Annotated in this window: 29 protein-coding genes; 17 read left to right on the top strand and 12 right to left on the bottom strand. The window is 44.4% G+C overall.

The window, feature by feature from the left end:
* Positions 1-317: 317 nt before the first annotated feature.
* Both AAC855_RS11105 and AAC855_RS11100 read left to right on the top strand, forming a co-directional pair.
* Positions 318-827, top strand: a complete 510-nt coding sequence (locus tag AAC855_RS11105; protein WP_340609643.1) for a hypothetical protein — start codon at positions 318-320, stop codon at positions 825-827.
* Positions 828-1,216: 389 nt separating this feature from the next.
* Positions 1,217-1,726 carry a hypothetical protein gene (locus AAC855_RS11100; protein ID WP_340609640.1) on the top strand — a complete coding sequence of 170 codons (510 nt, stop codon included), beginning with the start codon at positions 1,217-1,219 and terminating at the stop codon, positions 1,724-1,726.
* Between the two features lie 54 nt (positions 1,727-1,780).
* Here AAC855_RS11100 and sspB read toward each other — a convergent pair whose 3' ends face one another.
* The 5 genes from sspB to zapE form a co-directional block, all read right to left on the bottom strand.
* Positions 1,781-2,263 carry a ClpXP protease specificity-enhancing factor gene (gene sspB / locus AAC855_RS11095; RefSeq protein WP_340609639.1) on the bottom strand — a complete coding sequence of 161 codons (483 nt, stop codon included), beginning with the start codon at positions 2,261-2,263 and terminating at the stop codon, positions 1,781-1,783.
* Between the two features lie 3 nt (positions 2,264-2,266).
* On the bottom strand, positions 2,267-2,908 hold the full coding sequence (sspA, locus tag AAC855_RS11090; protein WP_086954480.1) for a stringent starvation protein SspA: 642 nt from the start codon (positions 2,906-2,908) through the stop codon (positions 2,267-2,269).
* A 358-nt stretch (positions 2,909-3,266) separates the two neighbouring features.
* Complete coding sequence (gene rpsI, locus AAC855_RS11085; protein ID WP_012990148.1) at positions 3,267-3,659, bottom strand: 30S ribosomal protein S9; 393 nt, start codon at positions 3,657-3,659, stop codon at positions 3,267-3,269.
* A gap of 15 nt (positions 3,660-3,674) precedes the next feature.
* Positions 3,675-4,103, bottom strand: coding sequence for a 50S ribosomal protein L13 (gene rplM / locus AAC855_RS11080; protein WP_086954482.1), 429 nt, complete (start codon positions 4,101-4,103; stop codon positions 3,675-3,677).
* Positions 4,104-4,396: 293 nt separating this feature from the next.
* Positions 4,397-5,533: a cell division protein ZapE gene (gene zapE, locus AAC855_RS11075; RefSeq protein ID WP_340609638.1), complete on the bottom strand. Its 1,137-nt coding sequence runs from the start codon at positions 5,531-5,533 to the stop codon at positions 4,397-4,399.
* A 217-nt stretch (positions 5,534-5,750) separates the two neighbouring features.
* On the opposite strand from zapE, the gene zapG reads away from it, so the two are divergent.
* From zapG to AAC855_RS11050, 5 genes are all read left to right on the top strand, one after another.
* Positions 5,751-6,155 carry a Z-ring associated protein ZapG gene (gene zapG / locus AAC855_RS11070; protein ID WP_340609637.1) on the top strand — a complete coding sequence of 135 codons (405 nt, stop codon included), beginning with the start codon at positions 5,751-5,753 and terminating at the stop codon, positions 6,153-6,155.
* Between the two features lie 277 nt (positions 6,156-6,432).
* Positions 6,433-7,815, top strand: a complete 1,383-nt coding sequence (gene degQ, locus AAC855_RS11065; protein ID WP_340609635.1) for a serine endoprotease DegQ — start codon at positions 6,433-6,435, stop codon at positions 7,813-7,815.
* 111 nt (positions 7,816-7,926) lie between these two features.
* Positions 7,927-8,985: an outer membrane-stress sensor serine endopeptidase DegS gene (degS, locus tag AAC855_RS11060; protein WP_340609634.1), complete on the top strand. Its 1,059-nt coding sequence runs from the start codon at positions 7,927-7,929 to the stop codon at positions 8,983-8,985.
* 92 nt (positions 8,986-9,077) lie between these two features.
* Entirely contained in the window at positions 9,078-9,350 is a 273-nt protein-coding gene (locus AAC855_RS11055) for an AbrB/MazE/SpoVT family DNA-binding domain-containing protein (RefSeq protein ID WP_340609633.1), read from the top strand.
* On the top strand, positions 9,350-9,724 hold the full coding sequence (locus AAC855_RS11050) for a type II toxin-antitoxin system PemK/MazF family toxin (RefSeq protein WP_340609632.1): 375 nt from the start codon (positions 9,350-9,352) through the stop codon (positions 9,722-9,724). The genes AAC855_RS11055 and AAC855_RS11050 overlap by 1 nt, the downstream gene beginning before the upstream one ends.
* A gap of 78 nt (positions 9,725-9,802) precedes the next feature.
* Here the strand turns inward: AAC855_RS11050 and murA are convergent, their stop codons facing one another.
* The 7 genes from murA to mlaF all read right to left on the bottom strand — a co-directional run bounded on the left by murA (position 9,803) and on the right by mlaF (position 14,726).
* Positions 9,803-11,059, bottom strand: coding sequence for a UDP-N-acetylglucosamine 1-carboxyvinyltransferase (gene murA / locus AAC855_RS11045; protein WP_340609630.1), 1,257 nt, complete (start codon positions 11,057-11,059; stop codon positions 9,803-9,805).
* A 57-nt stretch (positions 11,060-11,116) separates the two neighbouring features.
* Positions 11,117-11,371, bottom strand: a complete 255-nt coding sequence (gene ibaG, locus AAC855_RS11040; RefSeq protein ID WP_099109652.1) for a BolA family iron metabolism protein IbaG — start codon at positions 11,369-11,371, stop codon at positions 11,117-11,119.
* Positions 11,372-11,562: 191 nt separating this feature from the next.
* Positions 11,563-11,928 carry a lipid asymmetry maintenance protein MlaB gene (mlaB, locus tag AAC855_RS11035; protein ID WP_340609628.1) on the bottom strand — a complete coding sequence of 122 codons (366 nt, stop codon included), beginning with the start codon at positions 11,926-11,928 and terminating at the stop codon, positions 11,563-11,565.
* 1 nt (position 11,929) lies between these two features.
* Positions 11,930-12,559 (bottom strand): phospholipid-binding protein MlaC, encoded by a 630-nt coding sequence (gene mlaC / locus AAC855_RS11030; protein WP_340609626.1) that lies wholly within the window; start codon positions 12,557-12,559, stop codon positions 11,930-11,932.
* Positions 12,560-12,592: 33 nt separating this feature from the next.
* The gene (mlaD, locus tag AAC855_RS11025; RefSeq protein ID WP_340609625.1) at positions 12,593-13,105 is read right to left on the bottom strand and encodes an outer membrane lipid asymmetry maintenance protein MlaD; all 513 of its coding nucleotides are present in this window, start codon (positions 13,103-13,105) and stop codon (positions 12,593-12,595) included.
* A gap of 4 nt (positions 13,106-13,109) precedes the next feature.
* Entirely contained in the window at positions 13,110-13,892 is a 783-nt protein-coding gene (gene mlaE / locus AAC855_RS11020) for a lipid asymmetry maintenance ABC transporter permease subunit MlaE (RefSeq protein ID WP_340609798.1), read from the bottom strand.
* A 15-nt stretch (positions 13,893-13,907) separates the two neighbouring features.
* Positions 13,908-14,726, bottom strand: a complete 819-nt coding sequence (gene mlaF, locus AAC855_RS11015) for a phospholipid ABC transporter ATP-binding protein MlaF (RefSeq protein WP_340609624.1) — start codon at positions 14,724-14,726, stop codon at positions 13,908-13,910.
* A gap of 227 nt (positions 14,727-14,953) precedes the next feature.
* On the opposite strand from mlaF, the gene AAC855_RS11010 reads away from it, so the two are divergent.
* The 10 genes from AAC855_RS11010 (at position 14,954) to rapZ (ending at position 23,251) form a co-directional block, all read left to right on the top strand.
* Positions 14,954-15,922 (top strand): calcium/sodium antiporter, encoded by a 969-nt coding sequence (locus AAC855_RS11010; RefSeq protein ID WP_340609623.1) that lies wholly within the window; start codon positions 14,954-14,956, stop codon positions 15,920-15,922.
* Positions 15,923-16,051: 129 nt separating this feature from the next.
* A complete protein-coding gene (kdsD, locus tag AAC855_RS11005; RefSeq protein ID WP_340609622.1) occupies positions 16,052-17,020 on the top strand; it encodes an arabinose-5-phosphate isomerase KdsD in 969 nt (322 codons plus the stop codon).
* A 142-nt stretch (positions 17,021-17,162) separates the two neighbouring features.
* Positions 17,163-17,726 carry a 3-deoxy-manno-octulosonate-8-phosphatase KdsC gene (gene kdsC / locus AAC855_RS11000; RefSeq protein WP_340609621.1) on the top strand — a complete coding sequence of 188 codons (564 nt, stop codon included), beginning with the start codon at positions 17,163-17,165 and terminating at the stop codon, positions 17,724-17,726.
* Positions 17,727-17,745: 19 nt separating this feature from the next.
* Entirely contained in the window at positions 17,746-18,339 is a 594-nt protein-coding gene (gene lptC / locus AAC855_RS10995) for an LPS export ABC transporter periplasmic protein LptC (RefSeq protein WP_340609620.1), read from the top strand.
* Positions 18,320-18,883 (top strand): lipopolysaccharide ABC transporter substrate-binding protein LptA, encoded by a 564-nt coding sequence (gene lptA, locus AAC855_RS10990; protein ID WP_099109644.1) that lies wholly within the window; start codon positions 18,320-18,322, stop codon positions 18,881-18,883. The genes lptC and lptA overlap by 20 nt, the downstream gene beginning before the upstream one ends.
* Before the next feature lie 6 nt (positions 18,884-18,889).
* Positions 18,890-19,615: an LPS export ABC transporter ATP-binding protein gene (gene lptB / locus AAC855_RS10985; RefSeq protein ID WP_340609618.1), complete on the top strand. Its 726-nt coding sequence runs from the start codon at positions 18,890-18,892 to the stop codon at positions 19,613-19,615.
* A gap of 218 nt (positions 19,616-19,833) precedes the next feature.
* Entirely contained in the window at positions 19,834-21,273 is a 1,440-nt protein-coding gene (rpoN, locus tag AAC855_RS10980; RefSeq protein ID WP_340609617.1) for an RNA polymerase factor sigma-54, read from the top strand.
* Positions 21,274-21,368: 95 nt separating this feature from the next.
* Positions 21,369-21,656: a ribosome hibernation promoting factor gene (gene hpf, locus AAC855_RS10975; protein ID WP_099109641.1), complete on the top strand. Its 288-nt coding sequence runs from the start codon at positions 21,369-21,371 to the stop codon at positions 21,654-21,656.
* Positions 21,657-21,825: 169 nt separating this feature from the next.
* Complete coding sequence (gene ptsN / locus AAC855_RS10970) at positions 21,826-22,293, top strand: PTS IIA-like nitrogen regulatory protein PtsN (RefSeq protein ID WP_340609615.1); 468 nt, start codon at positions 21,826-21,828, stop codon at positions 22,291-22,293.
* A 106-nt stretch (positions 22,294-22,399) separates the two neighbouring features.
* Positions 22,400-23,251, top strand: coding sequence for an RNase adapter RapZ (rapZ, locus tag AAC855_RS10965; protein WP_038259562.1), 852 nt, complete (start codon positions 22,400-22,402; stop codon positions 23,249-23,251).
* The last annotated feature ends 8 nt before the right edge of the window (positions 23,252-23,259 follow it).

Below are 23,259 nucleotides of genomic sequence, written 5' to 3'. Positions count from 1 at the left end.
AAATAATCGCTACTCGCGTCATTACCTTTTTACTACCACAATGATTTTGTTTTTTTACATTATGCGATTATTCCTATATCCCAAAAACAAATATTCAAATTTAATATCCTGAAAATTAGCAAATAAATACTTTTTCTAAAAATAACATCAGGAATACAGCGTACCCATGAAATAAAATTTCGCTTATTACAAAAACAACAGATTTAACACCTGTCATTTCAAGCCGATTACATAATAATTCATTGAACAGGATTTCAGTGTGCAGCAGGTCAAGCGCTCAATTGAAATCTGGAAGATATAATAACAGAGAGAAATGAATGCGTTTATTAACTAAAATATCCCTTTTTTCTTTCGTACTCTCGATTAGTTTTCCTTCTATCGCCGGTTTATCCACGCCAAAGGAGATTATTCAGCAAATTACAGAAAGGGGAGTGAATTCCACTGTTGCAGAAATAGGTGAAAGAAACAAAAGAAATGAAATTGCTAAATTGATTGCTACCGGAGATCCTGACTGGTTAGAAGTTGCCTTTCGATTGACTCCCAATACCCATCGGGACTTTTCCAATCAGATCTTTGATTCATTATCACTGGCTTTGCTCAATAATCCGGTTGAAGTCTTAGCTCAGGCCAACAAATACAGACCTAGCTTAACAAATAACATCTGTGATCTTTCACTGACAATTATAGCAGAGAAAAACAAGCATAAGCTTATCAAAGGCATCGTTGCGAGTTTAAAGAGCGCTGAAAAATCCGCAAAAAGAAAAGATAAAGAAAATATAGAAAGGTGTATTTTGAAGTTGAATCAAATATATCCCAAGTATTTTTAAAATACTCCCAATTGGTTAACCTACTTTTCTCTCCCCCTCTTTATAAAAGTGATTGAAGCTGAGTTTAGTTTCAATCCTGATTAGTCTTACTGTTTTAAACAGATAAATCACCCCAAATAATTTTCCACTTCTTTAAAAGCTAATTTCCAATTCAACATATAAAGATTTTTCTTAAAGAAAGATTTCAGAAAATAGGGTATGAGTCAAATAAGATAATATTTCATACGTAAATTACAGATTTGCCCCTCTCACTTTTAAGTAAAATGCATATAACAACATTAAATAATAACCAATTAAAAATTCATCACATGATATACCCTACGGATTTCAACGTGCAGCCAACAAAGCCGTAAATTGAAAACTACGGATATAATAATTGGGAGAGATAAATGCGTTTACTAACTAAAATATCACTGCTCTCTTTCATATTCTTGATTAGTCCACCTTCTGTCGCCGGTTTATCTACACCAAAAGAAATTATTCAACAGGTGAAAGAGAGGGGAGTAAATTCTGTTGTTGCTGAGATAGGTGAGAGAGGAAAAAGAGAAGAAATCGCTGATTTTATTACTACCGGAGAAACTGAGTGGTTAGAGGTGGCTTTTCAATTAGTTCCTAACATCCACCGCGATTTTTCCAACCAAATTTTTAATTCATTATCCTTTGCTCTAATTAATAATCCGATTGAAGTTTTAGCAATGGCAGATAAATACCAACCATCGTCAACCAATAACATCTGCAATATACCATCAACACTAATCGGAATACAAAGCAAAGAGAGATTTGTTCGGGATGTCGCGACAAGTTTAAAGACAGCCAGAACATCAGCAAGCAGAAAAGATGAAGAAAATATAGAACAGTGCCAATCAGAATTGACTAAATCTTACGCGACCTATTTGTAATAAAATAGAGGAGAGATTATCTCCTCTATTTTTTCGTATTACTTTTATCGCTCTTTATTTTACAACACGTAAGGTCGGGCGACCTTTTGGAGGCTGAGGTGGCTCATCATCCGGCGAATTATCATCATGAGATGTTTTCATATCACGAATCAATACCAGATTATCGGCTACCGGAGACTCTGAATCTTCCGACTCTGAGTCTGTTTCATAGGCGACTTCTGGCTCAAACATCATCCCGGCACCGTTTTCACGGGCATAAACCGCAATGACAGCAGACATCGGAACAGATACCTGACGCGCGATGCCACCAAAACGGGCATTAAAACGAACTTCGTCATCAGCCAATTCCAGATTACCAACCGCCCGTGGAGCAATATTCAGGATTATCTGCCCATTCTGCGCATATTCCATTGGAACGTTGACACCATATTGAGTCACATCCACAACGATATGCGGAGTCAAATCATTATCCAGCAGCCACTCATAGTGTGCCCGCAATAAATAAGGACGGCGGGGAGACATTTGAGTCATATCCATACATTAACCCCGTGACTGTAAACGTATTTCACGCTCTGCTTCTGTCAATGAAGCCAGAAATGCGTCACGCTCAAATACACGCTGCATATAAACCTGAAGATCTTTGGCTCCCGGGCCAGACAGCTCTACACCCAGCACAGGTAAACGCCATAACAGCGGAGAAAGATAACAGTCAACCAGACTGAACTCATCACTCATGAAGAAAGGCATTTCTCTGAAAATTGGTGCGATTGCCAGCAACTCTTCAGCAAGACGTTTCCGCGCAGCATTGGCTTCCTGAGCACTTCCTTCCTGAATTTTATACATCAGGGAATACCAGTCTTTTTCGATTCGATGCATCATCAGGCGACTGGAGCCACGTGCAACAGGATATACAGGCATGAGCGGCGGATGCGGGAAACGCTCATCCAGATATTCCATTATGATGCGAGAATCATAAAGAGTCAGCTCACGATCTACGAGGGTAGGAACCGTTTGATAAGGGTTCAGATCAATAAGATCCTGAGGCAAATTGCCTGCTTCAACGTGTTCTATCTCAACGCTGACCCCTTTTTCCGCCAGTACAATTCGCACTTGATGGCTAAAAATGTCGGTCGGGCCGGAAAACAGAGTCATTACCGAACGTTTGTTGGCAGCGACAGCCATGAAAACCTCCAAGTTTATCTAAAAAAAGGAACGAACAGCCCTTCAATGAACAATGGCTATTCTCGCTCATATTCTCATCCGGTTTCGCACTTATTATCCGAGGATTATAAGACAAGTCAGGCAAACGCATGGATAAGGCAAAAAATTGTCACTAGTTTACCAGATTTCGAACATTTTGTGGGGAAGTAGATTGAGAATTAATGATGATATATCGGAGTTTAGGGAATTATCTCTGCAATATGCTTTTTTTTTCTGCAAAAAAAGCGTATTCACTAAGGAAATAAAACCTGCAATAAAAAACCCGCCATAAACATGGCGGGTTTCAACATTAATCCAATGCCACCGTAGTGACAAAAAATTAACGCTTGGAGAACTGTGGACGACGACGTGCTTTGCGCAGACCCACTTTTTTACGTTCAACTTCACGAGCATCGCGAGTAACGAAGCCAGCTTTGCGAAGATCAGAACGCAGAGTCTCGTCATAAGCCATCAGTGCACGAGTAATACCGTGACGGATTGCGCCTGCCTGACCAGAGATACCACCACCTTTAACAGTGATGTACAGATCCAGTTTGCCCAGCATGTCAACCAGCTCAAGTGGCTGACGAACAACCATGCGCGCAGTTTCACGACCGAAGTAAACTTCGAGGCTGCGTTGGTTGATTACGATGTTACCGCTACCTGGCTTAATGAAGACACGAGCGGATGAGCTTTTGCGGCGACCAGTGCCGTAGTATTGATTTTCAGCCATTGCCTATAATCCCGATTAAATGTCCAGAACTTGTGGTTGCTGTGCCGCGTGGTTGTGCTCGCTGCCCGCGTAAACTTTCATTTTACGGTACATTGCACGACCCAGAGGCCCTTTTGGCAGCATGCCTTTAACCGCGATTTCAATGACACGCTCAGGACGGCGGGCAATCATCTCTTCAAAGGTCGCTTGCTTGATACCACCGATGTGGCCAGTGTGGTGATAATAGATTTTGTCAGCACGTTTGTTGCCGGTTACAGCAACTTTCTCTGCGTTAACAATAATGATGTAATCACCAGTATCAACGTGCGGAGTATATTCCGCCTTGTGCTTGCCGCGCAGGCGACGAGCTATTTCAGTTGCAAGACGGCCCAGAGTTTTGCCATCTGCGTCAACAACATACCAGTCGCGTTTTACGGTTTCTGGTTTAGCTGTAAAAGTTTTCATTAAAGCTTACCCAATTATAAGTTACACGTTGGTGAACACTCGAGGTTCAGAAACTTTGTTGAGGTTCACACGACTCATGTCCAGCAAACCTACCCCTTCGAATAGCCTATGCCGGCACTAATGCAAGTTTTTTGGGAAATAAAAAATCTTGCTGTAACGTGGGGTCGCAAGATTATAGAGAAGTCGTTATAAAAAATCGACCCCAAATTCAATAATTATCCTATCTGTTGACTTTTTACTCTCTGCCTGACAACCAACAGAGAGGTAATCAGGAAGACGGAAGAGTATAAATCTCAGGGTAAATGCGGGCGCTGTAAATATTCCTCACTCTGCATCTCCTGTAAACGGGACAAGCAACGCTGATATTCAAAACGGAGCAATTCTCCCTGATAAATCCTTTCCATCGGTGCTTCGGCATTGATGATGAGTTTCACATGGCGCTCATAGAATTCATCAACCAGTGCAATAAACCGACGTGCAGCGCTTTCATCCAGTTTGGTCATGATCGGCACATCATGCAGTAAAACGGTGTGATAGATCTTAGACAACGCAATATAATCCCGCTGGCTACGGGGATCTTCACACAGCGTTTTAAAGTTGATTGCCAGCACACCATCAACACTGTTTATCGCTGGCATATCACGATGATTAATTTCCAGTACCGGAGCGGGTTCCCCTTCCCGCCCTGCCAGACGCAGGAACACTTGATGCATCTCCTGTCGGCTCTCTTCCGATAGCGGCGTCAGGTAAATATGGGCCTGAGTCAGCGTTCTCAGCCGGTAATCGATACCCGCATCCACATTCATGACATCACAATATTTTTTGATCTGTTCAATGGCAGGCAGAAAGCGGGCTCGCTGCAAACCATTACGGTACAATTGATCCGGTGGGATATTTGAGGTCGCTACTAACGCGATTCCGCGTCTGAACAACGCTTCCAGTAAAGTGCCGAGGATCATAGCATCCGTAATATCAGAAACAAAAAACTCATCAAAACAGAGGATATCGGTTTGTGCCTTAAAACCATCAGCCACAATCTCCAGTGGATTTTCATGCCCCTGCAATTCAGTTAATTCTTCGTGTACCCGCAACATAAAACGGTGGAAATGCAGGCGTAGCTTCCTTTCTGTCGGTAAGCTCTGGAAAAACATATCCATAAGCCATGTTTTCCCCCGCCCTACACCACCCCACATATACAGCCCCTGCACAGGCCGGATATTTTCCTTTGATGAACGCCCTAAGAGTTTATTCCACAGACTTTTTAATCCGCCTGAACCATCTGCAAGTGCCGCATTTCCGGCAGAAACCTGTACCAGTTCATGGTAAATCATATCCAGACGGGCGACAGTATTACGTTGCACTTCATCAGGTTGATACTGCCCTTCAGACAGTGCAGTCTGGTAAAGAAACGAAGGTGTAATCGGTGACATTAATATAGTAATCCTTAAAAATTTTTATCCCCGCCATATATACTTAATAGATTTCAGTTGAGTATATACATTGGGTATAACTCACAGCCTATCATGACAAATTCGTATAAAATTAACACCTCGGGTGAGATATAAATTAATTAAATAATAATCAATATTCCACTCTGACTGAATTAGCGGTTATAGTGGTAGCAATGATGTTAAGAAAGGAGTTGCCATGACTTGGGAATACGCACTGATAGGATTAATTGTTGGTTTGATCATCGGAGCATTGGCTGTCCGCTTTGGTAGCCAAAAACTGCGCCAGCAAAATGCGGCACAGGCTGAACTGGAGAAAAACCGGGCAGAGCTTGAAGAATATCGTAAAGAGCTGGTCAGCCATTTTGCCCGTAGCGCTGAGTTGCTGGATAATATGGCCCGTGATTATCGCCAGCTGTATCAACATATGGCTAAAAGTTCCAATGAATTAATGCCAGATATGCCAATACAGGAAAACCCCTTTAATTATCGCCTTAGCGAATCTAAGAGCAATACCAGCCAAATTGTCACAGATGAGCCTCCACGAGACTATTCTGAAGGTTCATCCGGGCTATTACGTCCCGTTCAGGAACAAAAACAGTAATTACTCTTGCCGTGGTCATAATTTATGCCACGGCAATATTGCTTATCATACTGTATTTAAATGTTTTTTCAGGTAAATCCCTGTAAAGACATTCGACAAAACGACATTATTAGTGAACTTTGCTGAATACTTGGTAGTCATAACTGCAACGAAACAATTATGCTTGAAACCTGTTCCGATGAGTGTAGTTTCTCAGAAAAACGAAATTCTCTTATGGGTTCGGGGCTTTAAGTACGATTTTCCTTTTCTGGCTTAGGTATGTAAGAGAACGCATTCAATGAAAAGTAAAAACACATTGCTCAGCGCATTAGCGATCAGTATTGGTTTATCTTTAGCTTCGGTACCAATGGTAAGTAATGCGGCTTTACCCGCTGCTATGGCCTCTCAGGAATTACCGAGCCTTGCTCCAATGTTAGAAAAAGTCCTTCCTTCCGTTGTTACCGTTCATGTTGCCGGCACTGAAGTTCAAACCCAGCAGCTCCAGCTGCCAGAGGATTTCCAGTTCTTCTTTGGGCCGGGTTTTCCACCAATGGAACAACAAAGAAGCCGCCCGTTTCAGGGGTTAGGTTCCGGTGTCATTATTAATGCCGATAAAGGATATGTACTGACTAACAATCACGTCATCAACAACGCGGATAAAATTAAAGTCCAGCTAAATGACGGACGTGAATATTCAGCTAAACTCATCGGTCGTGATCCACAGACTGATATCGCACTTTTGCAGCTTAAAGATGCCAAAAACCTGACTGCAATTAAATTTGCTAATTCTGATCAGCTTCGCGTCGGTGATTATGCTGTTGCTATCGGTAACCCATTCGGGCTGGGGCAAACAGTGACTTCAGGGATCATTTCAGCTCTTGGCCGTAGCGGCCTGAATCTGGAAGGTCTGGAAAACTTTATTCAGACAGATGCCTCAATTAACCGGGGTAACTCTGGTGGTGCCCTGATCAACCTTAAAGGGGAATTGATCGGCATTAATACCGCTATTGTTGCTCCTAGTGGCGGCAACGTGGGTATTGGTTTTGCGATCCCAAGTAACATGGCCAGAAATCTGGCTGACCAACTGATCGCTCATGGCGAAGTAAAACGCGGCCTGCTTGGTATCAAAGGTACTGAAATGTCAGCGGATATCGCCAAGGCACTGAATGTTGACGCTCAGCAGGGTGCATTTGTCAGTGAAGTGGTTCCTAAATCTGCTGCGGCTAAAGCCGGTATTAAACCCGGAGATGTACTGACCTCCATTGATGGTAAGAAAATTAATAGCTTTGCTGAACTAAGAGCGAAAATCGGCACTACAGCACCGGGTAAAGAAATCAAGGTAGGTTTGCTGCGTAAAGGGAAACCTATGGAGGTCTCTGTTGTTCTGGAAAATAGTGAATCTCCATCCACCAAAGCTGAGAAATTAAGCATTGCGCTACAAGGTGCGAATCTCAGTACTGGTATTGTGAACAATACTCCCGGAGTGAAAGTCGACGGTGTCACCAAAAATTCGCCAGCCGCAATGGTCGGTTTGCAGAAGAATGATTTGATCATCGGGGCGAATAATGTTCGGGTTAAGAATATCAATGAGCTACAAAAGGTACTTGAAGGAAAACCATCCGTTATTGCACTGAATATTCTGCGTGGTGGCGACAATATTTACCTGTTATTGAACAATTAATCGCTATGCCATTATTTTTCTAATTGCAGTACATTAAGCAGACACAGCACAGGCTGTGTCTGCTTGCTTCTGTGCTATGCTTTTTTTACTTATTGATTACTGAACAATGCTATGTTGATTAAATTACTGCGCTCCATATTGGCGGGATTACTTATTGCAGCAATTTTACTGGTTGCCATACCCTCACTACGTCCCAATAAGTTAAATAATCTCCTGTACAGCGATAACACAGAAAAACCATCCAGTTACAGTCAGGGAGTTCGTCGGGCGGCACCTGCGGTTGTGAATATATATAGCACCAGTATAGGGAGTTTTTCCCATGAACCCCGGGAACTGCTTCCATTGGGTTCCGGCGTCATAATGAGCGAACAGGGCTATATACTCACCAATAAGCATGTTATCAACAAAGTAGGTTCTATCATTGTTGCATTGCAGGACGGGCGTTTCTATGAAGCTTTGCTGGTAGGCTCTGATGGCCCGACCGATTTGGCCGTACTCAAAATAAAGGCCGAAGATCTGCCGGTTATCCCTATTAATCTCAAAAGGGCACCTCATGTAGGGGATATCGTGCTGGCAATCGGCAATCCTTACAATTTAGGGCAAACAATTACTCAAGGTATTATCAGTGCGACCGGTCGTGTCGGGCTGAGTCCGACACGACGCCAGAATTTCCTGCAAACAGATGCCTCAATCAATCAGGGCAGCTCCGGCGGAGCATTGGTTAATACACTCGGGGAACTGGTCGGCATTAATACATTGTCGTTTGATAAGTCTGAATTTGGCTCTACACCTGAAGGATTGGGGTTTGCTATTCCCACCGCGCTGGCAACAAAAATTATGCAGAAATTGATCCGTGATGGTCGGGTTATCAGAGGATATATCGGCATTTCAACAAAAGAGCTACCGAATATCCGCTCATCAGATACCCAAATCCATCAGATTCAGGGAGTACGGGTTTTTCAGCTTTTACCGGGAAGCCCAGCCAAAAAAGCCGGAATACAAGTTGGTGATATTATCACCAGTCTCAATCATAAAACTGCGCTCTCACCTGCCGAAATCATGGATCAGGTTGCAGAAATCCGCCCCGGAAAAGTCGTTCCTGTTACTGTCTTACGTGATGGTCAAACACTGACCTTCAACGTTATGATTGAAGAATTTGATGAATACTGAGCCGAATATATCTAAACAAAAGTGTGACTTTGTGAAACTTGATGATAAAATAAACAAATGAGATAAGGTTACATATTTTATCGGAGGTTATCATGGCAATAACACGTTTACGTCAACAGGGTGGAGCTGTCGTTATCACGATTCCTAGTGATGTTGCCACCGTAATGGGATGGTCTGTCGGCATGACTCTGGATATACAACCATCAGGCGACACCATAAACATCAAACCAACAGGCAGAATCGCCCGAGGCAGAAAGTCTCTCTCTGAATTATTACAGGGAATTGATGAAACAGAAGTCAGGGCTTTCAACGAAGTAACTGCTGACGATTTAAACTCTCCTCCTGTTGGTAATGAGGTGATTTAATGATACGCAGAAGAAGTATCCCAAGCAAGGGGGAAATCTGGCACGCTAGCGGTGATCCCGTTAGCGGCAGAGAATTTAAAGGGGCGCATTACTATCTGGTTATCTCTGAATTTGCACTGAATCAAAAGTTAGGCACTGCACTTTGCGTTCCAATAACCACTGGAGGAGGGCTAGCACGCTCCGAGGCGGTTACCGTATATTTAGATGGTGCAAGTACTGATACAGGTAAAATTACCGGGGTTGTACTGTGTTACCAGATCCGTTCACTGGATTTAATAGAACGCAAAGCTACCTATTCGGCACAGGCGGAACCTAGTATTGTTGATGAAATATTAGCTAAAGTCATAGATATTTTAGATCCACAACTGAATTGATTATTCGAAAAAAACCGCCACTGCATACTGCCTGTCAAAAGAAGATATTACTAAGTGACGGTTTAAATAGAATTCGGTTTACTTAATACGTTCGATATTGGCTCCCAGACCACGCAGCTTATCTTCGATATGCTCATAGCCCCGGTCAATATGATAAATGCGATCGACGATTGTTGTTCCTTCGGCAATGCAACCAGCAATCACCAGACTTGCAGAAGCACGCAGATCTGTTGCCATTACCTGAGCTCCTGATAATTTCTCAACGCCGTGGCAGAGTACAGAGTTACTTTCAATCTCTGCGTGTGCCCCCATGCGAATCAATTCAGGAATATGCATAAAACGGTTTTCAAAAATAGTCTCAGTGATCATGCCCGCGCCTTCAGCAACAATATTCAGTAAACTGAACTGCGCCTGCATATCTGTAGGAAAACCCGGATGGGGTGCTGTACGGAATGTCACCGCCTTTGGTCGTTTACCATGCATATCGAGGCTAATCCAGTCATCGCCTACCTGAATATCTGCACCCGCTTCACGTAATTTAGCCAACACGGCATCCAGCGTATCAGGCTTAGCCTGACGGCAGACAATCTTCCCGCGAGAAACAGCCGCTGCGATAAGAAAAGTACCGGTTTCAATGCGGTCAGGCAAGACACGATAAACACCACCGCCCAAACGTTCAACGCCTTCAATCACGATGCGATCTGTTCCTGCCCCCGTAATTTTTGCACCTAACGTATTCAGGAAGTTGGCTGTATCTTCGATTTCAGGCTCACGGGCGGCATTCTCAATAATAGTCTTGCCTTCCGCCAGTGTTGCGGCAGCCATAATAGTGACCGTTGCACCGACACTGACTTTGTCCATGACGATGCTGGCCCCTTTTAATCGACCATCCACGGATGCCTTAACATAGCCCTCATCCAGCACTATTTCTGCACCAAGTTGTTCCAAACCGGTGATATGGAGATCAACAGGACGGGCACCAATGGCACAGCCGCCGGGTAAAGAAACCTGCCCCTGACCAAAACGGGCGACTAATGGCCCCAGTGCCCAGATAGAAGCACGCATGGTTTTGACCAGTTCATAAGGAGCACAGTATTCATTAACCGCACTGGCATCAACAAATACAGAACCGTTCTTACGTTCCACTTTCGTTCCAAGACGATTCAATAGCTTGATTGTGGTATCAATGTCTTTTAATTCAGGAACATTTTGTAATTCAACTGGCTCTTCCGCCAGCAACGCTGCGAACAGGATTGGTAATGCGGCATTTTTTGCCCCGGAAATAGTGACCTCGCCTGACAAGCAGGTCGGCCCTTTCACTTGAAATTTATCCATCTATCATAATTCTCTTATCTAATTCAAAGTGTGCTGTTCGCGGCGAAGCAAACAACCTCAGAAACCCTGGAGCTTGCGGTCACGTTGCCATTGCGCTGGTGTGTAGGTCTTGATTGACAGGGCGTGGATACGATTATCAGCAATGTATTCCATCAGAGGCGCATAAACTGTTTGTTGTTGTTTTACCCGGCTCAGCTCACCAAAGATTTCACCTACAGCAATTACCTGAAAATGGCTGCCGTCGCCGCTAACAATAACTTCATCAAGTACCAATTTTTCCATCAGTACCTGTTTAATCTCATTAGTATCCATATCTTGCTCACATTCGTCGTTAAAAATAATAGTAGATGCCTATCGTAATGGAATCCAGACGACTCTTAAACCAAGAAAAACGCCCTTATAAGGCAATGACTCATAAGGGCGATAATTATATCCACCTTTCAGGTAACAGAGTTATCAACAATACCCTGAAATCTGTTAGGTCTAGAATGAAGGCATTACATTTATTCTGGCGAATTTCCTTTCTCAGGCGAATTATCAGCAAAGAGACTTTGCAGACCATAGAGCGCAATCAGTGTATTCAATCGCTCCCCTATGCCAGAAAATGTCACCACCTTACCACTCTGCTGCCAATCGCCTTTTATGCGGACAAATAAGGCCATTCCCGTCGAGTCCACATGTTCAAGCCCCGAAACATCAATGTTTTCAATGTGAGCCAATAGGCTGTCCTTTTGCTGCCAAAGAGGCAACAGGCTATCGCGATCCAGCGTACCTTTCAGAAACAGGGTGTTTCCTGCCTGCTTCCAGCTAAGCGGTGTTTTGCCAGAGGTTTTATCCATTTCCCGGTTTTTCATTTCACCGTTTTCCATGTCACTTTTTCTTTTCTAAAGTGATTGGCGCCTGTGCACTGATTTTCAGCTGCGCTGTCAAACCATCAATACCTTTCTGACGCAGGATTTCCGACCACTCATTCTGTTTGGTTGTAATCATGCTCACCCCTTCAGCTATCATGTCGTAAGCCTGCCAATATCCGGTTTTGCTGTTTTTACGCCACTGAAAATCCAGACGGACAGGGGGCTGACCATTCGGGTCGGTGATGGTGACACGAATAGCGACGATATTCTTATCTCCCAATGGCTGCTCCGGGGCAATCTGATAATTCTGCCCGTGATACATTGCCAGAGCCTGACCATAGGCCTGTGCCAGATAATCCTCAAATGCTTTAAAATAAGCATCACGCTGTTCTGGCGTCGCCTGCTTGTAATAAGGCCCCAGAACCAGTGCCCCCGCATATTTTACCTGAACATAAGGCAATAGCTCCTGACGCACAATCTGAGGCAATATTTGCGGATTAGCACGAATCTGTGACTGTTCGCTCTTCAGGCGTGAGAAAGTTTTTTCTGCCGCGACTTTCATCAAATCGTACGGGTTAGTCTGATCAACCGCATTCGCTAGTGGTGCAACCACCAATAAGGCAGCCATAAGTAATCGCTTAAACATAATTGCTATTTCTCCTAAGCAGTGGATTGCTGATTAATGTATCTGTGTGGGAGCCTCAGGTGATTTTTGATGATCACCGCTTCCGCTTTTGTACAGGAACTGACCAATTAAATCTTCAAGAACCATTGCAGGTTTGGTGTCCTCAACGCGATCTCCATCTTTCAGCATGGTGATCCCCAAATCAGCATCATAAAACCCTACATTCAACGCAACATATTGTTCACCCAACAGACCTGAAGTCCGGATAGACAGCGAACTGGAACTGGGAATGTTGTCGTATTGCGAGAAAATATCCAGTTCAACCTGCGGTGTATAAGTTTTCTTATCGAGCCAGATTTTCCCTACCCGACCAATGACCACTCCTCCTACTTTGACCGGAGAACGCTCTTTTAACCCACCTATATTGTCAAATGCTGCAGTGACATGATAAGTGGTCTGACTGCCAAAAGATCGGACATTAGCGACCTTCAGGCATAAAAAAATGATTGCGGCCAGTGCAATTAAGATAAAACTTCCAACCCAAATTTCATTTTTCTTGCTTTGCATCGAATTAGTTCCCAAACATCAGTGCCGTCAGCACAAAATCCAAACCCAATACTGCCAACGATGCATGAACCACTGTACGCGTCGTTGCCCTGCTGATCCCTTCTGATGTCGGGATAGCATCATACCCATTAAACAGCGCGATCCATGTCACCGTGATGGCAAAAGATAAGCTCTTAATAAAACAGTTAAGTATGTCTTTCTGCAATTCCACCGCTGATTGCATGGAAGACCAGAAAAATCCCCCATCAATCCCTTTCCAGTCGACTCCGACCATCGCACCGCCCAGAATACCTACAGCCACAAAGATCAATGACAGCAAAGGCATACTGATAAAACCCGCCCAAAAACGCGGGGCAACCACCCTACGCAACGGGTCTACTGCCATCATCTCCAGACTGGAAATTTGCTCTGTCGCTTTCATCAGGCCGATCTCTGCCGTCAGGGCAGAACCCGCACGACCGGCAAATAACAGTGCAGTCACGACCGGCCCCAGTTCCCGCAGCAGCGATAACGCCACCATCATGCCAAGGCTGCCTTCAGCACTGAAAGTTCTCAGCACCAAATAGCCCTGCAACGCCAGAACCATACCGATAAACAAACCAGAAACGACAATAATCAGTAATGACTGAACGCCTACACTGTAAAGCTGCTGGCGCAATAACAGCCACTGCTTTGCAGGCTCGGGCTTACCAATAATCGCACTGAATAACATAAAACCGGCCCGACCGAATGAAGCCACAACTTCAATCGCACGCCTGCCAAATGTTGCCAGCGCCCGTGTTAACATCAACATTCAAGTATCCTAATAACGATTTCTGTTAGTTAATAACTCGGTTTTATAATCTCCCGCAGGAAAACGAAAAGGCACCGGCCCGTCAGCAATACCATCAAGGAACTGACGTACCCGTTGATCCTGGTTCATTTTCAACTGTTCAGGCGTCCCTTCTGCAATCACTTTCTGCTCAGCCACAATATAAGCATAATCAGCAATACTCAGTACTTCAGGGACATCGTGGGAAACCACAACACAGGTAACACCGAGCGCATGGTTAAGTTCATCGATCAACTTAACCAATACCCCCATAGTGATAGGATCCTGACCGACAAATGGCTCATCAAACATGATTAAATCAGGATCAAGTGCAATCGCCCGCGCCAGTGCCGCCCGCCTTGCCATACCTCCCGACAGCTCAGATGGCATCAGTTGTGCCGCACCACGCAATCCTACCGCTTCCAGCTTCATCATCACTGTAGTATAAATTAACTCTTCGGGGAGTTGGGTATGCTCACGCAAGGGAAAAGCAACATTGTCAAACACATTCAAATCCGTAAATAATGCGCCCGATTGAAATAACATGCTCATCTTCTTACGAACTTCATAAAGGCGCTGGCGGGACAATGCCGGAATATTATCGCCATCAAACCAAATCTCACCACGCTCAGGGCGGATTTGCCCGCCCATCAGACGCAGCAGAGTCGTCTTTCCAATACCGGAAGGCCCCATAATGGCAGTGACTTTCCCTTTTGGAACAGTCAGGTTGATATCGGAGAAGATCGGGCGTTGACCACGGGTAAAAGACATGCCGCAGATCTCAATAAGATTTGCTGTTAATTGACTCATTATTGATAGCCCTTAATCGTTAATAAACGGATTTCTTGCTGTTTCTAAATAATTAGTAATGCATACTACAAAAAAATTTTCCAATTTGCGTTAGCAAAGTGATAGCAAATTTTACTTTTTACCTTTCGGCCTTCAGAATATATAAATCTGGCTAAATAAATATTTTTGTTCAGAAATCAACCAACACTGGCATTGTGCTCACATGAATTTTCTCTAAGGAACACAACATGTTTCTGACTATTTTACTGCTCATTACCGGGTTGATTTTACTGGTGTATGGTTCTGATAGATTAGTATATGGTGCTGCGGTATTTGCCCGCACATTAAAAGTCCCTCCTTTTATTATTGGGCTGGTGATTATGGGCATCGGTACTTCTCTGCCTGAGCTGATGGTCTCCGTAACCGCGAGTCTGAACGGGTTACCCAACATGGCGGTGGGTAATGCACTCGGCTCCAATATCACCAACCTGCTACTGATTACCGGTGCAGTGGCACTGATTCGCCCTATCACCGTGCAATCGGAGATTCTGCGGCGGGAATTACCACTGATGTTGTTGATCATGGCCTTTGTGGGTTACCTGCTGTCTGATAACTACCTGAGCCGTTTGGATGGGATTTTTTTATTACTGACTGCCCTGTTTTTTATATCAATAATGATAAAAATGACAGTCAGTACCCAATCTGATGATGTTGACAGCTATACGAAGGAGAGAGATGCAGAATTACCCAACGAAGGTAATAACGGTATCGCGCTGCTTTGGGTTGTATTGGGTCTGCTTATCCTACCGATATCTACCCGAATGGTTATTGATAATGCCACTGTCATTGCACGGATTTACGGTATCAGTGACTTGGTGATTGGGTTAACTATTTTGGCGGTGGGAACAAGTCTGCCAGAACTCGCTACCTCTATTGCCGCAGCCATTAAAGGCGAAAATGATATGGCAATGGGAAATATTATTGGTTCTAATGTTTTCAACATGACCCTTGTGTTAGGTGTTTCCGGTCTATTTTCACCCAGCGTTATTTCGTCCTATGCCTTTTCCCGGGATTTTTGGATCATGATGGCGGCGAGTGTACTATTCACGATATTCTGTGTGAGAAGAAAACATCGGTTTAACCGGCTGAGTGGTGCACTATTACTCAGTTGTTTTATCGCATATTTTGTTGCACTTTTTGTGATGCAGGGTGATTAATATCCAGTGACTAATGTATGGTGGCTGATGTTTGATAACCACGATTTGATAATCAATGTTTGGTGATAAATTTTGGTGATCAATGTATTGAGTAATTACCGGTTGTAATGGGAATAAGTGGGAGTAGAAATGCCTAAGATCGATTTTCAGCAAGCAGGTAAAAGAGTATTACATATCGAACTCGAAGGATTGGCGGAATTAGAGCAATACATTAATGACGATTTCAGCAAAGCCTGCGAACTTATGTTTGGATGTGAAGGTAAAGTCATTGTGATGGGGATGGGTAAATCCGGCCATATCGGGCGGAAAATCGCAGCCACATTTGCCAGTACCGGAACGCCTTCATTCTTTGTCCACCCCGGCGAAGCCAGTCATGGAGATCTTGGTATGGTGACGCCAAAAGATATCGTACTGGCTATCTCCAATTCCGGCGAATCGAATGAAATCCTCGCACTTATTCCGGTACTTAAGCGGCAGAAAGTTGCTCTCATTTGTATGACAAATAACGGTAACAGTAACATGGGCAAAGCCGCGGATGTCCACCTGTGCATTAAAACACCACAGGAAGCCTGTCCTCTTGGGTTAGCTCCCACCACCAGCACAACAGCAACGCTTGTTATGGGTGATGCACTGGCCCTTGCCCTGCTGGAGGCTCGTGGCTTTACCACCGAAGATTTCGCGCTCTCTCATCCCGGCGGGGCACTTGGGCGTAAATTGTTGCTGCTGACCAGCGAATTAATGACTACAGGCGATGATATTCCGCGTGTTCCCCGCACAGCGACCCTTCGTGAAGGCCTGATAGAAATCACCCGGAAAAAACTGGGTATGACGGTTATCTGTGATGATGATATGCAGATTAACGGTATTTTCACTGACGGGGATCTGCGCCGAGTGTTTGATATGGGGATTGATTTAAATAATGCCAAAATTTCTGACGTTATGACCACAGGCGGGGTCCGTATCAAACCGAATACTCTGGCGGTTGATGCCCTGAATCTGATGCAATCACGCCATATCACTTCCCTGCTGGTCACTGAAGGTGACACACTACTCGGAGTGTTACATATGCACGACCTATTACAGGCAGGCGTTGTATAAAAAACCGGCTGAAAATCTGATAGGATGGTGAGGCTAATAGGGTTGTACCAGTAAGCAATACTGATAAGCAATATCAGCAAAGATGTAATAAACAGGCCTGCAACAAAGGCCTGTTGCAAATTATTAATAGAGAAATTCCTGAATGAATCAAAATACCTATCTGGATACCTGTTATGGCCCAGTTAATGTAAACATTATCGAAAAAGCCCGTAAAATTCGTTTGTTAATCTGTGATGTTGATGGTGTGATGTCAGATGGCCTGATATATATGGGTAATCAGGGTGAAGAACTGAAAGCCTTTAATGTGCGTGATGGTTACGGCATCCGTTGTTTAATCACTTCTGGCATTGAAGTGGCCATTATTACCGGCCGTCAGGCCAAATTGCTGGAAGATCGTGCAAAAACGCTTGGTATTACACATCTTTACCAAGGTCAGAACGATAAGGTTTTGGCGTATCAGGAACTGTTGGATAAACTAGCGCTACAGCCTGAACAGGTTGCCTATATCGGCGATGATCTTATCGATTGGCCTGTAATGGCAAAAGTCGGCTTATCTGTCGCCGTAGCAGATGCCCACCCGCTACTGCTGCCCAAAGCAGATTATGTCACTCGGATTGCCGGTGGTCGCGGTGCAGTCAGAGAACTTTGTGATTTGGTGCTTTTTGCTCAGAACAAGCTGGAAGATGCCAAAGGTTTATCCATATAACACATGAACTGAAAAAAGAATGAGCAGAACTCAATCCTGGCTGACCGCAATACTGACTCTCATTGTGCTTGCATTGATTGGCTGGAATTTATCCAATTCAAATGAAGATACCTCCTCACCCGTTTTGGATGAGGGCTACCCGACGTATCAAACAAAGGAAGCCACTACGTTTGTTTATGATCCAGAGGGTAAGCTGGTTTACAAGCTAGAGGCAGATGATGTTAAGAATTATACGGAAACAAAGCTGACTTGGTTTACCAAGCCGGTATTAACAACGTTTGATGCTAACAGTAAATCCACACCGCCACCGGCAACATGGACAGTACGTGCCAATAAAGCAAAACTTACCCATGATAATATGCTCTACTTATATGGGGATGTTCAGGTAGATAGCCTGAATGATGCATCACAACTGAAACGTATTACAACAGAAAACGCGACCGTCAATCTTGTGACGCAGGATGTGGCATCCGACGATAAAATTACATTAGAAGGTGTCGGTCTGAGATCTGTTGGGATGAAAATGCGCGGCAACCTACGAGATAAAACTGCTGAACTGATTGAAAAGGTGAGCACTCAATATGAGATTCCACATGAAGAACCTAATCCGTAATACCTTTATTGCCAGTACACTGGTTGCAGTCAGTTTGCCTGCACTGGCACTGAAAGATGATACCCAAAAGCCCATTACCATTGATTCGGCCAGACAATCACTGGATTTAACGGGGAACATTGCCACATTTACGGATAATGTTATTGTAAAGCAGGGTTCGATTGATATCCATGCAGATAAGGTTGTTGTCACCCGCCCTGACGGGGATTCGAAAAAAACGGTTATTGAAGCTTATGGTAACCCGGCAACATTTTATCAGTTGCAGGATGATGGTAAACCTATCAAAGGCCATGCTTCGAAGATGCGCTATGAGATGAATAATGAGCTGATCACACTGACAGGTAATGCTTACCTTGAACAGCTCGACAGCAATATCAAAGGCGATAAAATCACCTATTTAGTGCCAACACAGCAAATGGAAGCCTTTAGTGATAAAGGTAAGCATGTTACCACCGTCCTGTTACCTTCCCAGTTACAGGAAAAAGGCCCGGGTGTTAACAATACCGGTACTAACAGCACTGAAGTTCATAAAAAGAGTAAATAACGACGTATGGCAATATTAAACGCAGACAATCTGGCAAAGTCTTATAAAGGGCGTAAGGTTGTTGAGGATGTCAGCCTGAAAGTCAAATCAGGTGAAATTGTCGGCCTGCTAGGGCCAAATGGCGCAGGTAAAACCACAACTTTCTATATGGTCGTTGGTATCGTGCCCCGCGATACGGGGACTATCACGATTGATCATGAAGATATCAGCCTGCTGCCTCTGCATGAACGTGCCCGCCGGGGCATCGGCTATTTACCTCAGGAAGCCTCCATCTTCCGTCGGCTGAGCGTATACGATAACTTAATGGCTGTCCTTGAAATCCGCAAAGATATCAATCAGGAACAGCGTAAAGCGCGCGCTGAAGAGCTGATGGAAGAGTTTCATATCTCCCATTTGCGTAACAGTCTTGGTCAGTCATTGTCAGGTGGTGAGCGCCGCCGTGTGGAAATTGCCCGGGCACTGGCAGCAAACCCTAAATTTATTCTGTTGGATGAACCTTTTGCGGGGGTTGACCCAATCTCCGTCCTTGATATTAAAAAGATCATTCAACATCTGCGGGATTATGGTCTTGGCGTCCTGATTACTGACCATAACGTCCGTGAAACGCTGGATGTTTGTGAGCGCGCTTATATTGTCAGTCAGGGGCATCTGATTGCTCACGGTACACCAGAAGATATCCTTAACAATGAACAGGTTAAGCGTGTATATCTGGGTGAAGGCTTCCGTCTTTAAAGCTCATTGTCAGGCAGAGTTCAGAGAAACTACACAATGAATTTCAAGATGCGTCGCGGCGGCAAGGGAGTGAGTTCCCGGGAGCATAGATAACTATGTGACCGGGGTGAGCGAGCGCAGCCAACAAAGAGGCGACTTGAAAAACGAAGTGTATATCAGTTCGAGGGGAATCCATTCAGGAGTCTTAAAGGATCAGTTCAGGAGGAAGTGAAAACGTTATGAAGCAAAGTTTGCAACTCAAACTCAGTCAACAATTGACGATGACGCCACAACTTCAGCAGGCAATCCGTTTGTTGCAACTTTCTACGCTCGAACTTCAGCAGGAGATTCAACTGGCTTTAGAGACGAATCCCCTGCTTGAACAGGAAGACACACTTCAGGAAATTGATGCTCAGGATTATCCAGATACCGAAACAACGGTTATGGATACCCTCGAAGCGCTTGAACAAAAGAATATGCCGGAAGAATTACCCCTTGATACCAGCTGGGATGAAATTTACAGCGCCGGTACATCTTCAGGAACGCGAAGTGACTACAGTGCGGATGATTTCCCCGTCTATCAGGGGGAAACCACTCAGACACTACAAGACTATCTGACGTGGCAGGCTGCGTTGACTCCCTTTACTGAAACAGACTCAGCCATAGCCACATCAATCATTGATGCTATTGACGAGACAGGCTACTTAACCGCTTCTGTCGAAGATATCCTTATCAGCATCGGCAATGATGAACTGACACCGGAAGAAATCGAAGCCGTACTCAAACGGGTACAACATTTTGATCCCATCGGAGTCGCAGCACGTGACTTACGTGAATGTTTACTCATCCAGCTTTCGCTGCTGCCAGAAGAAACGCCCTATCTGAACGAAGCGAAACTGGTGACCAACACGTATCTTGAGCTGCTGGGCAACCGGGATTTCCGAAATTTATTGCGCCAGAGCAAATTAAAAGAGAGTGCTCTGAAAGAAGCTATTGCTATCATACAGTCACTGGAGCCTCGGCCCGGGTTAATGGTCAATACCGGTGAATCCGAATACGTGATCCCCGATGTACTCGTTCAGAAAGAAAATGAACGCTGGCAGGTCAGGCTGAATACAGATAGCATTCCCCGCTTGTGCATTAATCAGCACTATGCTGCGCTGGGGCAGCAATCTCAGAATGAAAGTGACAGCCTGTTTATCCGCAATAACTTACAGGAAGCGAAGTGGCTGATAAAAAGCCTTGAGAGCCGTAATGAGACGTTATTAAAGGTCAGTAACTGTATTGTGGAATGGCAGCAGGATTTCTTTGAGCATGGCGCAGAGTACATGAAACCACTGGTACTGGCAGATATTGCCTATCAGGTTGATATGCATGAATCTACCATTTCCCGTGTGACAACCCAGAAATATTTGCATAGTCCACGGGGAATTTTTGAATTGAAGTATTTTTTCTCCAGTCACGTAAATACTGACAGCGGAGGCGAAGCTTCTTCTACAGCAATACGGGCACTGGTGAAAAAATTGGTCACGGCAGAAAACCCGACCAAACCACTGAGTGACAGTAAGCTGACCAGCCTACTTGCCGAACAGGGTATTCAGGTAGCTCGTCGGACTGTCGCAAAATATAGAGAGTCGTTATCCATCCCGCCTTCAAACCAACGTAAAAAATTGGTTTGAATAACATAGACCCTATGAATTTCCGGTTGTATCGAGGCGGTTAACCACCAACAAAGAAACAACCTGAAAAACAACGGAGAGAGAAGGAAAACACTATGCAACTCAATATCACAGGTCACAATATTGAAATCACTGATGCACTACGCAACATTGTGAATACGAAATGCGGCAAACTGGATCAATATTTCGATAAGATTAACCTTATTCAGGTCATCCTCCGGGTGGAAAAAGTGCAGAAAATCGCTGAAGCCACGGTGCATGTCAATGGAGGTGAGTTGCATGCGAGTTCAGAGCATGAAGACATGTATGCGGCAATTGATGCACTTGTTGATAAACTGACTCGTCAATTGACCAAACACAAAAGTAAATTGAGACAACATTAATAGCTTTCAGACAACAGGGCTGTCATAAGATTCTCACTGTTCCATTTGTAACCAACTAACGGCCTTCAGGCTGCTCTATGCACCTGAAGGCTTAATGGTAATAACAGTGCCTCAGTACCTGATGTCTGAACTCAGGCATCCGGTATTAAAGCCCTAAGCGAATAAAGAAATGAACAACGAAACAGATTTACCACTAAGCTCAGTGCTTTCATCCGAATGTACGCGTAATAACGTATCCTGTTCGAGTAAGAAGCGCGCCTTAGAGATTATCAGCGAGCTGGCATCAAAGCAGCTGAATTTGCCAGAGAGTGCCGTATTTGAAGCGATCCTTTCCCGTGAGAAGGTGGGAACAACCGGTATTGGCAACGGGATTGCCATTCCTCATGGCAAACTGGAGTCCGAAAGTTCAGATAATGCTGTTGGTGTATTCTTACACTTGGAACAACCGATTACATTTGATGCTATTGATAATCAGCCTGTTGACTTGCTGTTTGCTTTATTGGTTCCATCTAATCAGTGTCAGGTACATTTACATTCGCTATCCTTGATCGCAAAGCGTCTTTCAGATAAAAATTTCTGTCGTCGCCTGCGCTTGGCACAAAGTGATGAAGAATTATACAAAATTATTACTGAATAAATAACAATTACAATTACGGTTACAATTGATTGTTGAAAAGCAATATACCCAGAGGGTATAAACGATGGCGGTTCTCAGGAACCGCAAAATAAAGGGGAGTCATTTCATGGTGCTGATGATAGTCAGCGGTCGTTCTGGTTCTGGTAAGTCCGTAGCCCTGCGTGCACTGGAAGATATGGGGTTCTACTGTGTGGATAACCTGCCGGTAGTACTACTTCCAGAGCTGGCTAATACACTGGCTGAACGTGATATTTCAGCGGCAGTCAGTATTGATGTACGCAATATGCCGGAATCCCCAGAAATTTTCGAAGAAGCACTGACAAAATTACCGGACAGCTTTTCACCACAGCTTCTGTTTCTTGACGCAGATCGTAATACACTGATCCGTCGCTACAGTGATACCCGTCGCCTGCATCCACTCTCAAGCAAAAACCTGTCACTGGAAAGTGCCATCGATAAAGAGAGCGATTTACTGGAACCTCTGCGTTCCCGGGCAGATTTGATCATTGATACTTCTGAAATGTCAGTTCATGAACTGGCTGAAATGCTCAGAACACGTTTATTGGGCAAGCGTGAACGTGAACTGACAATGGTATTTGAATCTTTTGGCTTCAAACACGGTATTCCGATTGATGCAGATTATGTTTTCGATGTGCGTTTCCTGCCAAACCCACACTGGGATCCAAAACTTCGACCTATGACTGGATTGGATCGCCCGGTTGCTGCGTTTTTGGATCGTCATACCGAAGTACATAACTTTATTTACCAGACCCGCAGTTACCTTGAGCTATGGTTGCCTATGCTGGAAACCAATAATCGCAGTTACCTGACCGTTGCCATTGGCTGTACCGGTGGTAAACATCGTTCAGTTTATGTAGCAGAACAGTTAGCTGATTACTTCCGGTCTCGTGGTAAGAACGTTCAGTCACGTCACCGCACACTGGAAAAACGTAAGTAACCTGATAT

It is taken from the genome of Xenorhabdus bharatensis (genome assembly GCF_037996705.1).
GTDB lineage: Bacteria > Pseudomonadota > Gammaproteobacteria > Enterobacterales > Enterobacteriaceae > Xenorhabdus > Xenorhabdus bharatensis.
The sequence above is the reverse complement of the archived record's forward strand: the minus strand, read 5'-3'. Positions and strand labels throughout refer to the sequence as shown.

Coding starts and splice junctions, on each gene's coding strand:
- rpsI (WP_012990148.1), bottom strand. CDS start 3,659: ATGGCTGAAAATCAATACTACGGCACTGGTCGCCGCAAAAGCTCATCC.
- sspA (WP_086954480.1), bottom strand. CDS start 2,908: ATGGCTGTCGCTGCCAACAAACGTTCGGTAATGACTCTGTTTTCCGGC.
- degS (WP_340609634.1), top strand. CDS start 7,927: ATGTTGATTAAATTACTGCGCTCCATATTGGCGGGATTACTTATTGCA.
- mlaB (WP_340609628.1), bottom strand. CDS start 11,928: ATGGAAAACGGTGAAATGAAAAACCGGGAAATGGATAAAACCTCTGGC.
- AAC855_RS11055 (WP_340609633.1), top strand. CDS start 9,078: ATGGCAATAACACGTTTACGTCAACAGGGTGGAGCTGTCGTTATCACG.
- lptA (WP_099109644.1), top strand. CDS start 18,320: ATGAAGAACCTAATCCGTAATACCTTTATTGCCAGTACACTGGTTGCA.
- rplM (WP_086954482.1), bottom strand. CDS start 4,103: ATGAAAACTTTTACAGCTAAACCAGAAACCGTAAAACGCGACTGGTAT.
- degQ (WP_340609635.1), top strand. CDS start 6,433: ATGAAAAGTAAAAACACATTGCTCAGCGCATTAGCGATCAGTATTGGT.
- mlaD (WP_340609625.1), bottom strand. CDS start 13,105: ATGCAAAGCAAGAAAAATGAAATTTGGGTTGGAAGTTTTATCTTAATT.
- AAC855_RS11010 (WP_340609623.1), top strand. CDS start 14,954: ATGTTTCTGACTATTTTACTGCTCATTACCGGGTTGATTTTACTGGTG.
- rapZ (WP_038259562.1), top strand. CDS start 22,400: ATGGTGCTGATGATAGTCAGCGGTCGTTCTGGTTCTGGTAAGTCCGTA.
- kdsC (WP_340609621.1), top strand. CDS start 17,163: ATGAATCAAAATACCTATCTGGATACCTGTTATGGCCCAGTTAATGTA.
- mlaF (WP_340609624.1), bottom strand. CDS start 14,726: ATGAGTCAATTAACAGCAAATCTTATTGAGATCTGCGGCATGTCTTTT.
- AAC855_RS11050 (WP_340609632.1), top strand. CDS start 9,350: ATGATACGCAGAAGAAGTATCCCAAGCAAGGGGGAAATCTGGCACGCT.
- AAC855_RS11105 (WP_340609643.1), top strand. CDS start 318: ATGCGTTTATTAACTAAAATATCCCTTTTTTCTTTCGTACTCTCGATT.
- sspB (WP_340609639.1), bottom strand. CDS start 2,263: ATGGATATGACTCAAATGTCTCCCCGCCGTCCTTATTTATTGCGGGCA.
- zapE (WP_340609638.1), bottom strand. CDS start 5,533: ATGTCACCGATTACACCTTCGTTTCTTTACCAGACTGCACTGTCTGAA.
- lptB (WP_340609618.1), top strand. CDS start 18,890: ATGGCAATATTAAACGCAGACAATCTGGCAAAGTCTTATAAAGGGCGT.
- murA (WP_340609630.1), bottom strand. CDS start 11,059: ATGGATAAATTTCAAGTGAAAGGGCCGACCTGCTTGTCAGGCGAGGTC.
- mlaE (WP_340609798.1), bottom strand. CDS start 13,892: ATGTTAACACGGGCGCTGGCAACATTTGGCAGGCGTGCGATTGAAGTT.
- lptC (WP_340609620.1), top strand. CDS start 17,746: ATGAGCAGAACTCAATCCTGGCTGACCGCAATACTGACTCTCATTGTG.
- rpoN (WP_340609617.1), top strand. CDS start 19,834: ATGAAGCAAAGTTTGCAACTCAAACTCAGTCAACAATTGACGATGACG.
- kdsD (WP_340609622.1), top strand. CDS start 16,052: ATGCCTAAGATCGATTTTCAGCAAGCAGGTAAAAGAGTATTACATATC.
- AAC855_RS11100 (WP_340609640.1), top strand. CDS start 1,217: ATGCGTTTACTAACTAAAATATCACTGCTCTCTTTCATATTCTTGATT.
- zapG (WP_340609637.1), top strand. CDS start 5,751: ATGACTTGGGAATACGCACTGATAGGATTAATTGTTGGTTTGATCATC.
- ibaG (WP_099109652.1), bottom strand. CDS start 11,371: ATGGATACTAATGAGATTAAACAGGTACTGATGGAAAAATTGGTACTT.
- hpf (WP_099109641.1), top strand. CDS start 21,369: ATGCAACTCAATATCACAGGTCACAATATTGAAATCACTGATGCACTA.
- ptsN (WP_340609615.1), top strand. CDS start 21,826: ATGAACAACGAAACAGATTTACCACTAAGCTCAGTGCTTTCATCCGAA.
- mlaC (WP_340609626.1), bottom strand. CDS start 12,559: ATGTTTAAGCGATTACTTATGGCTGCCTTATTGGTGGTTGCACCACTA.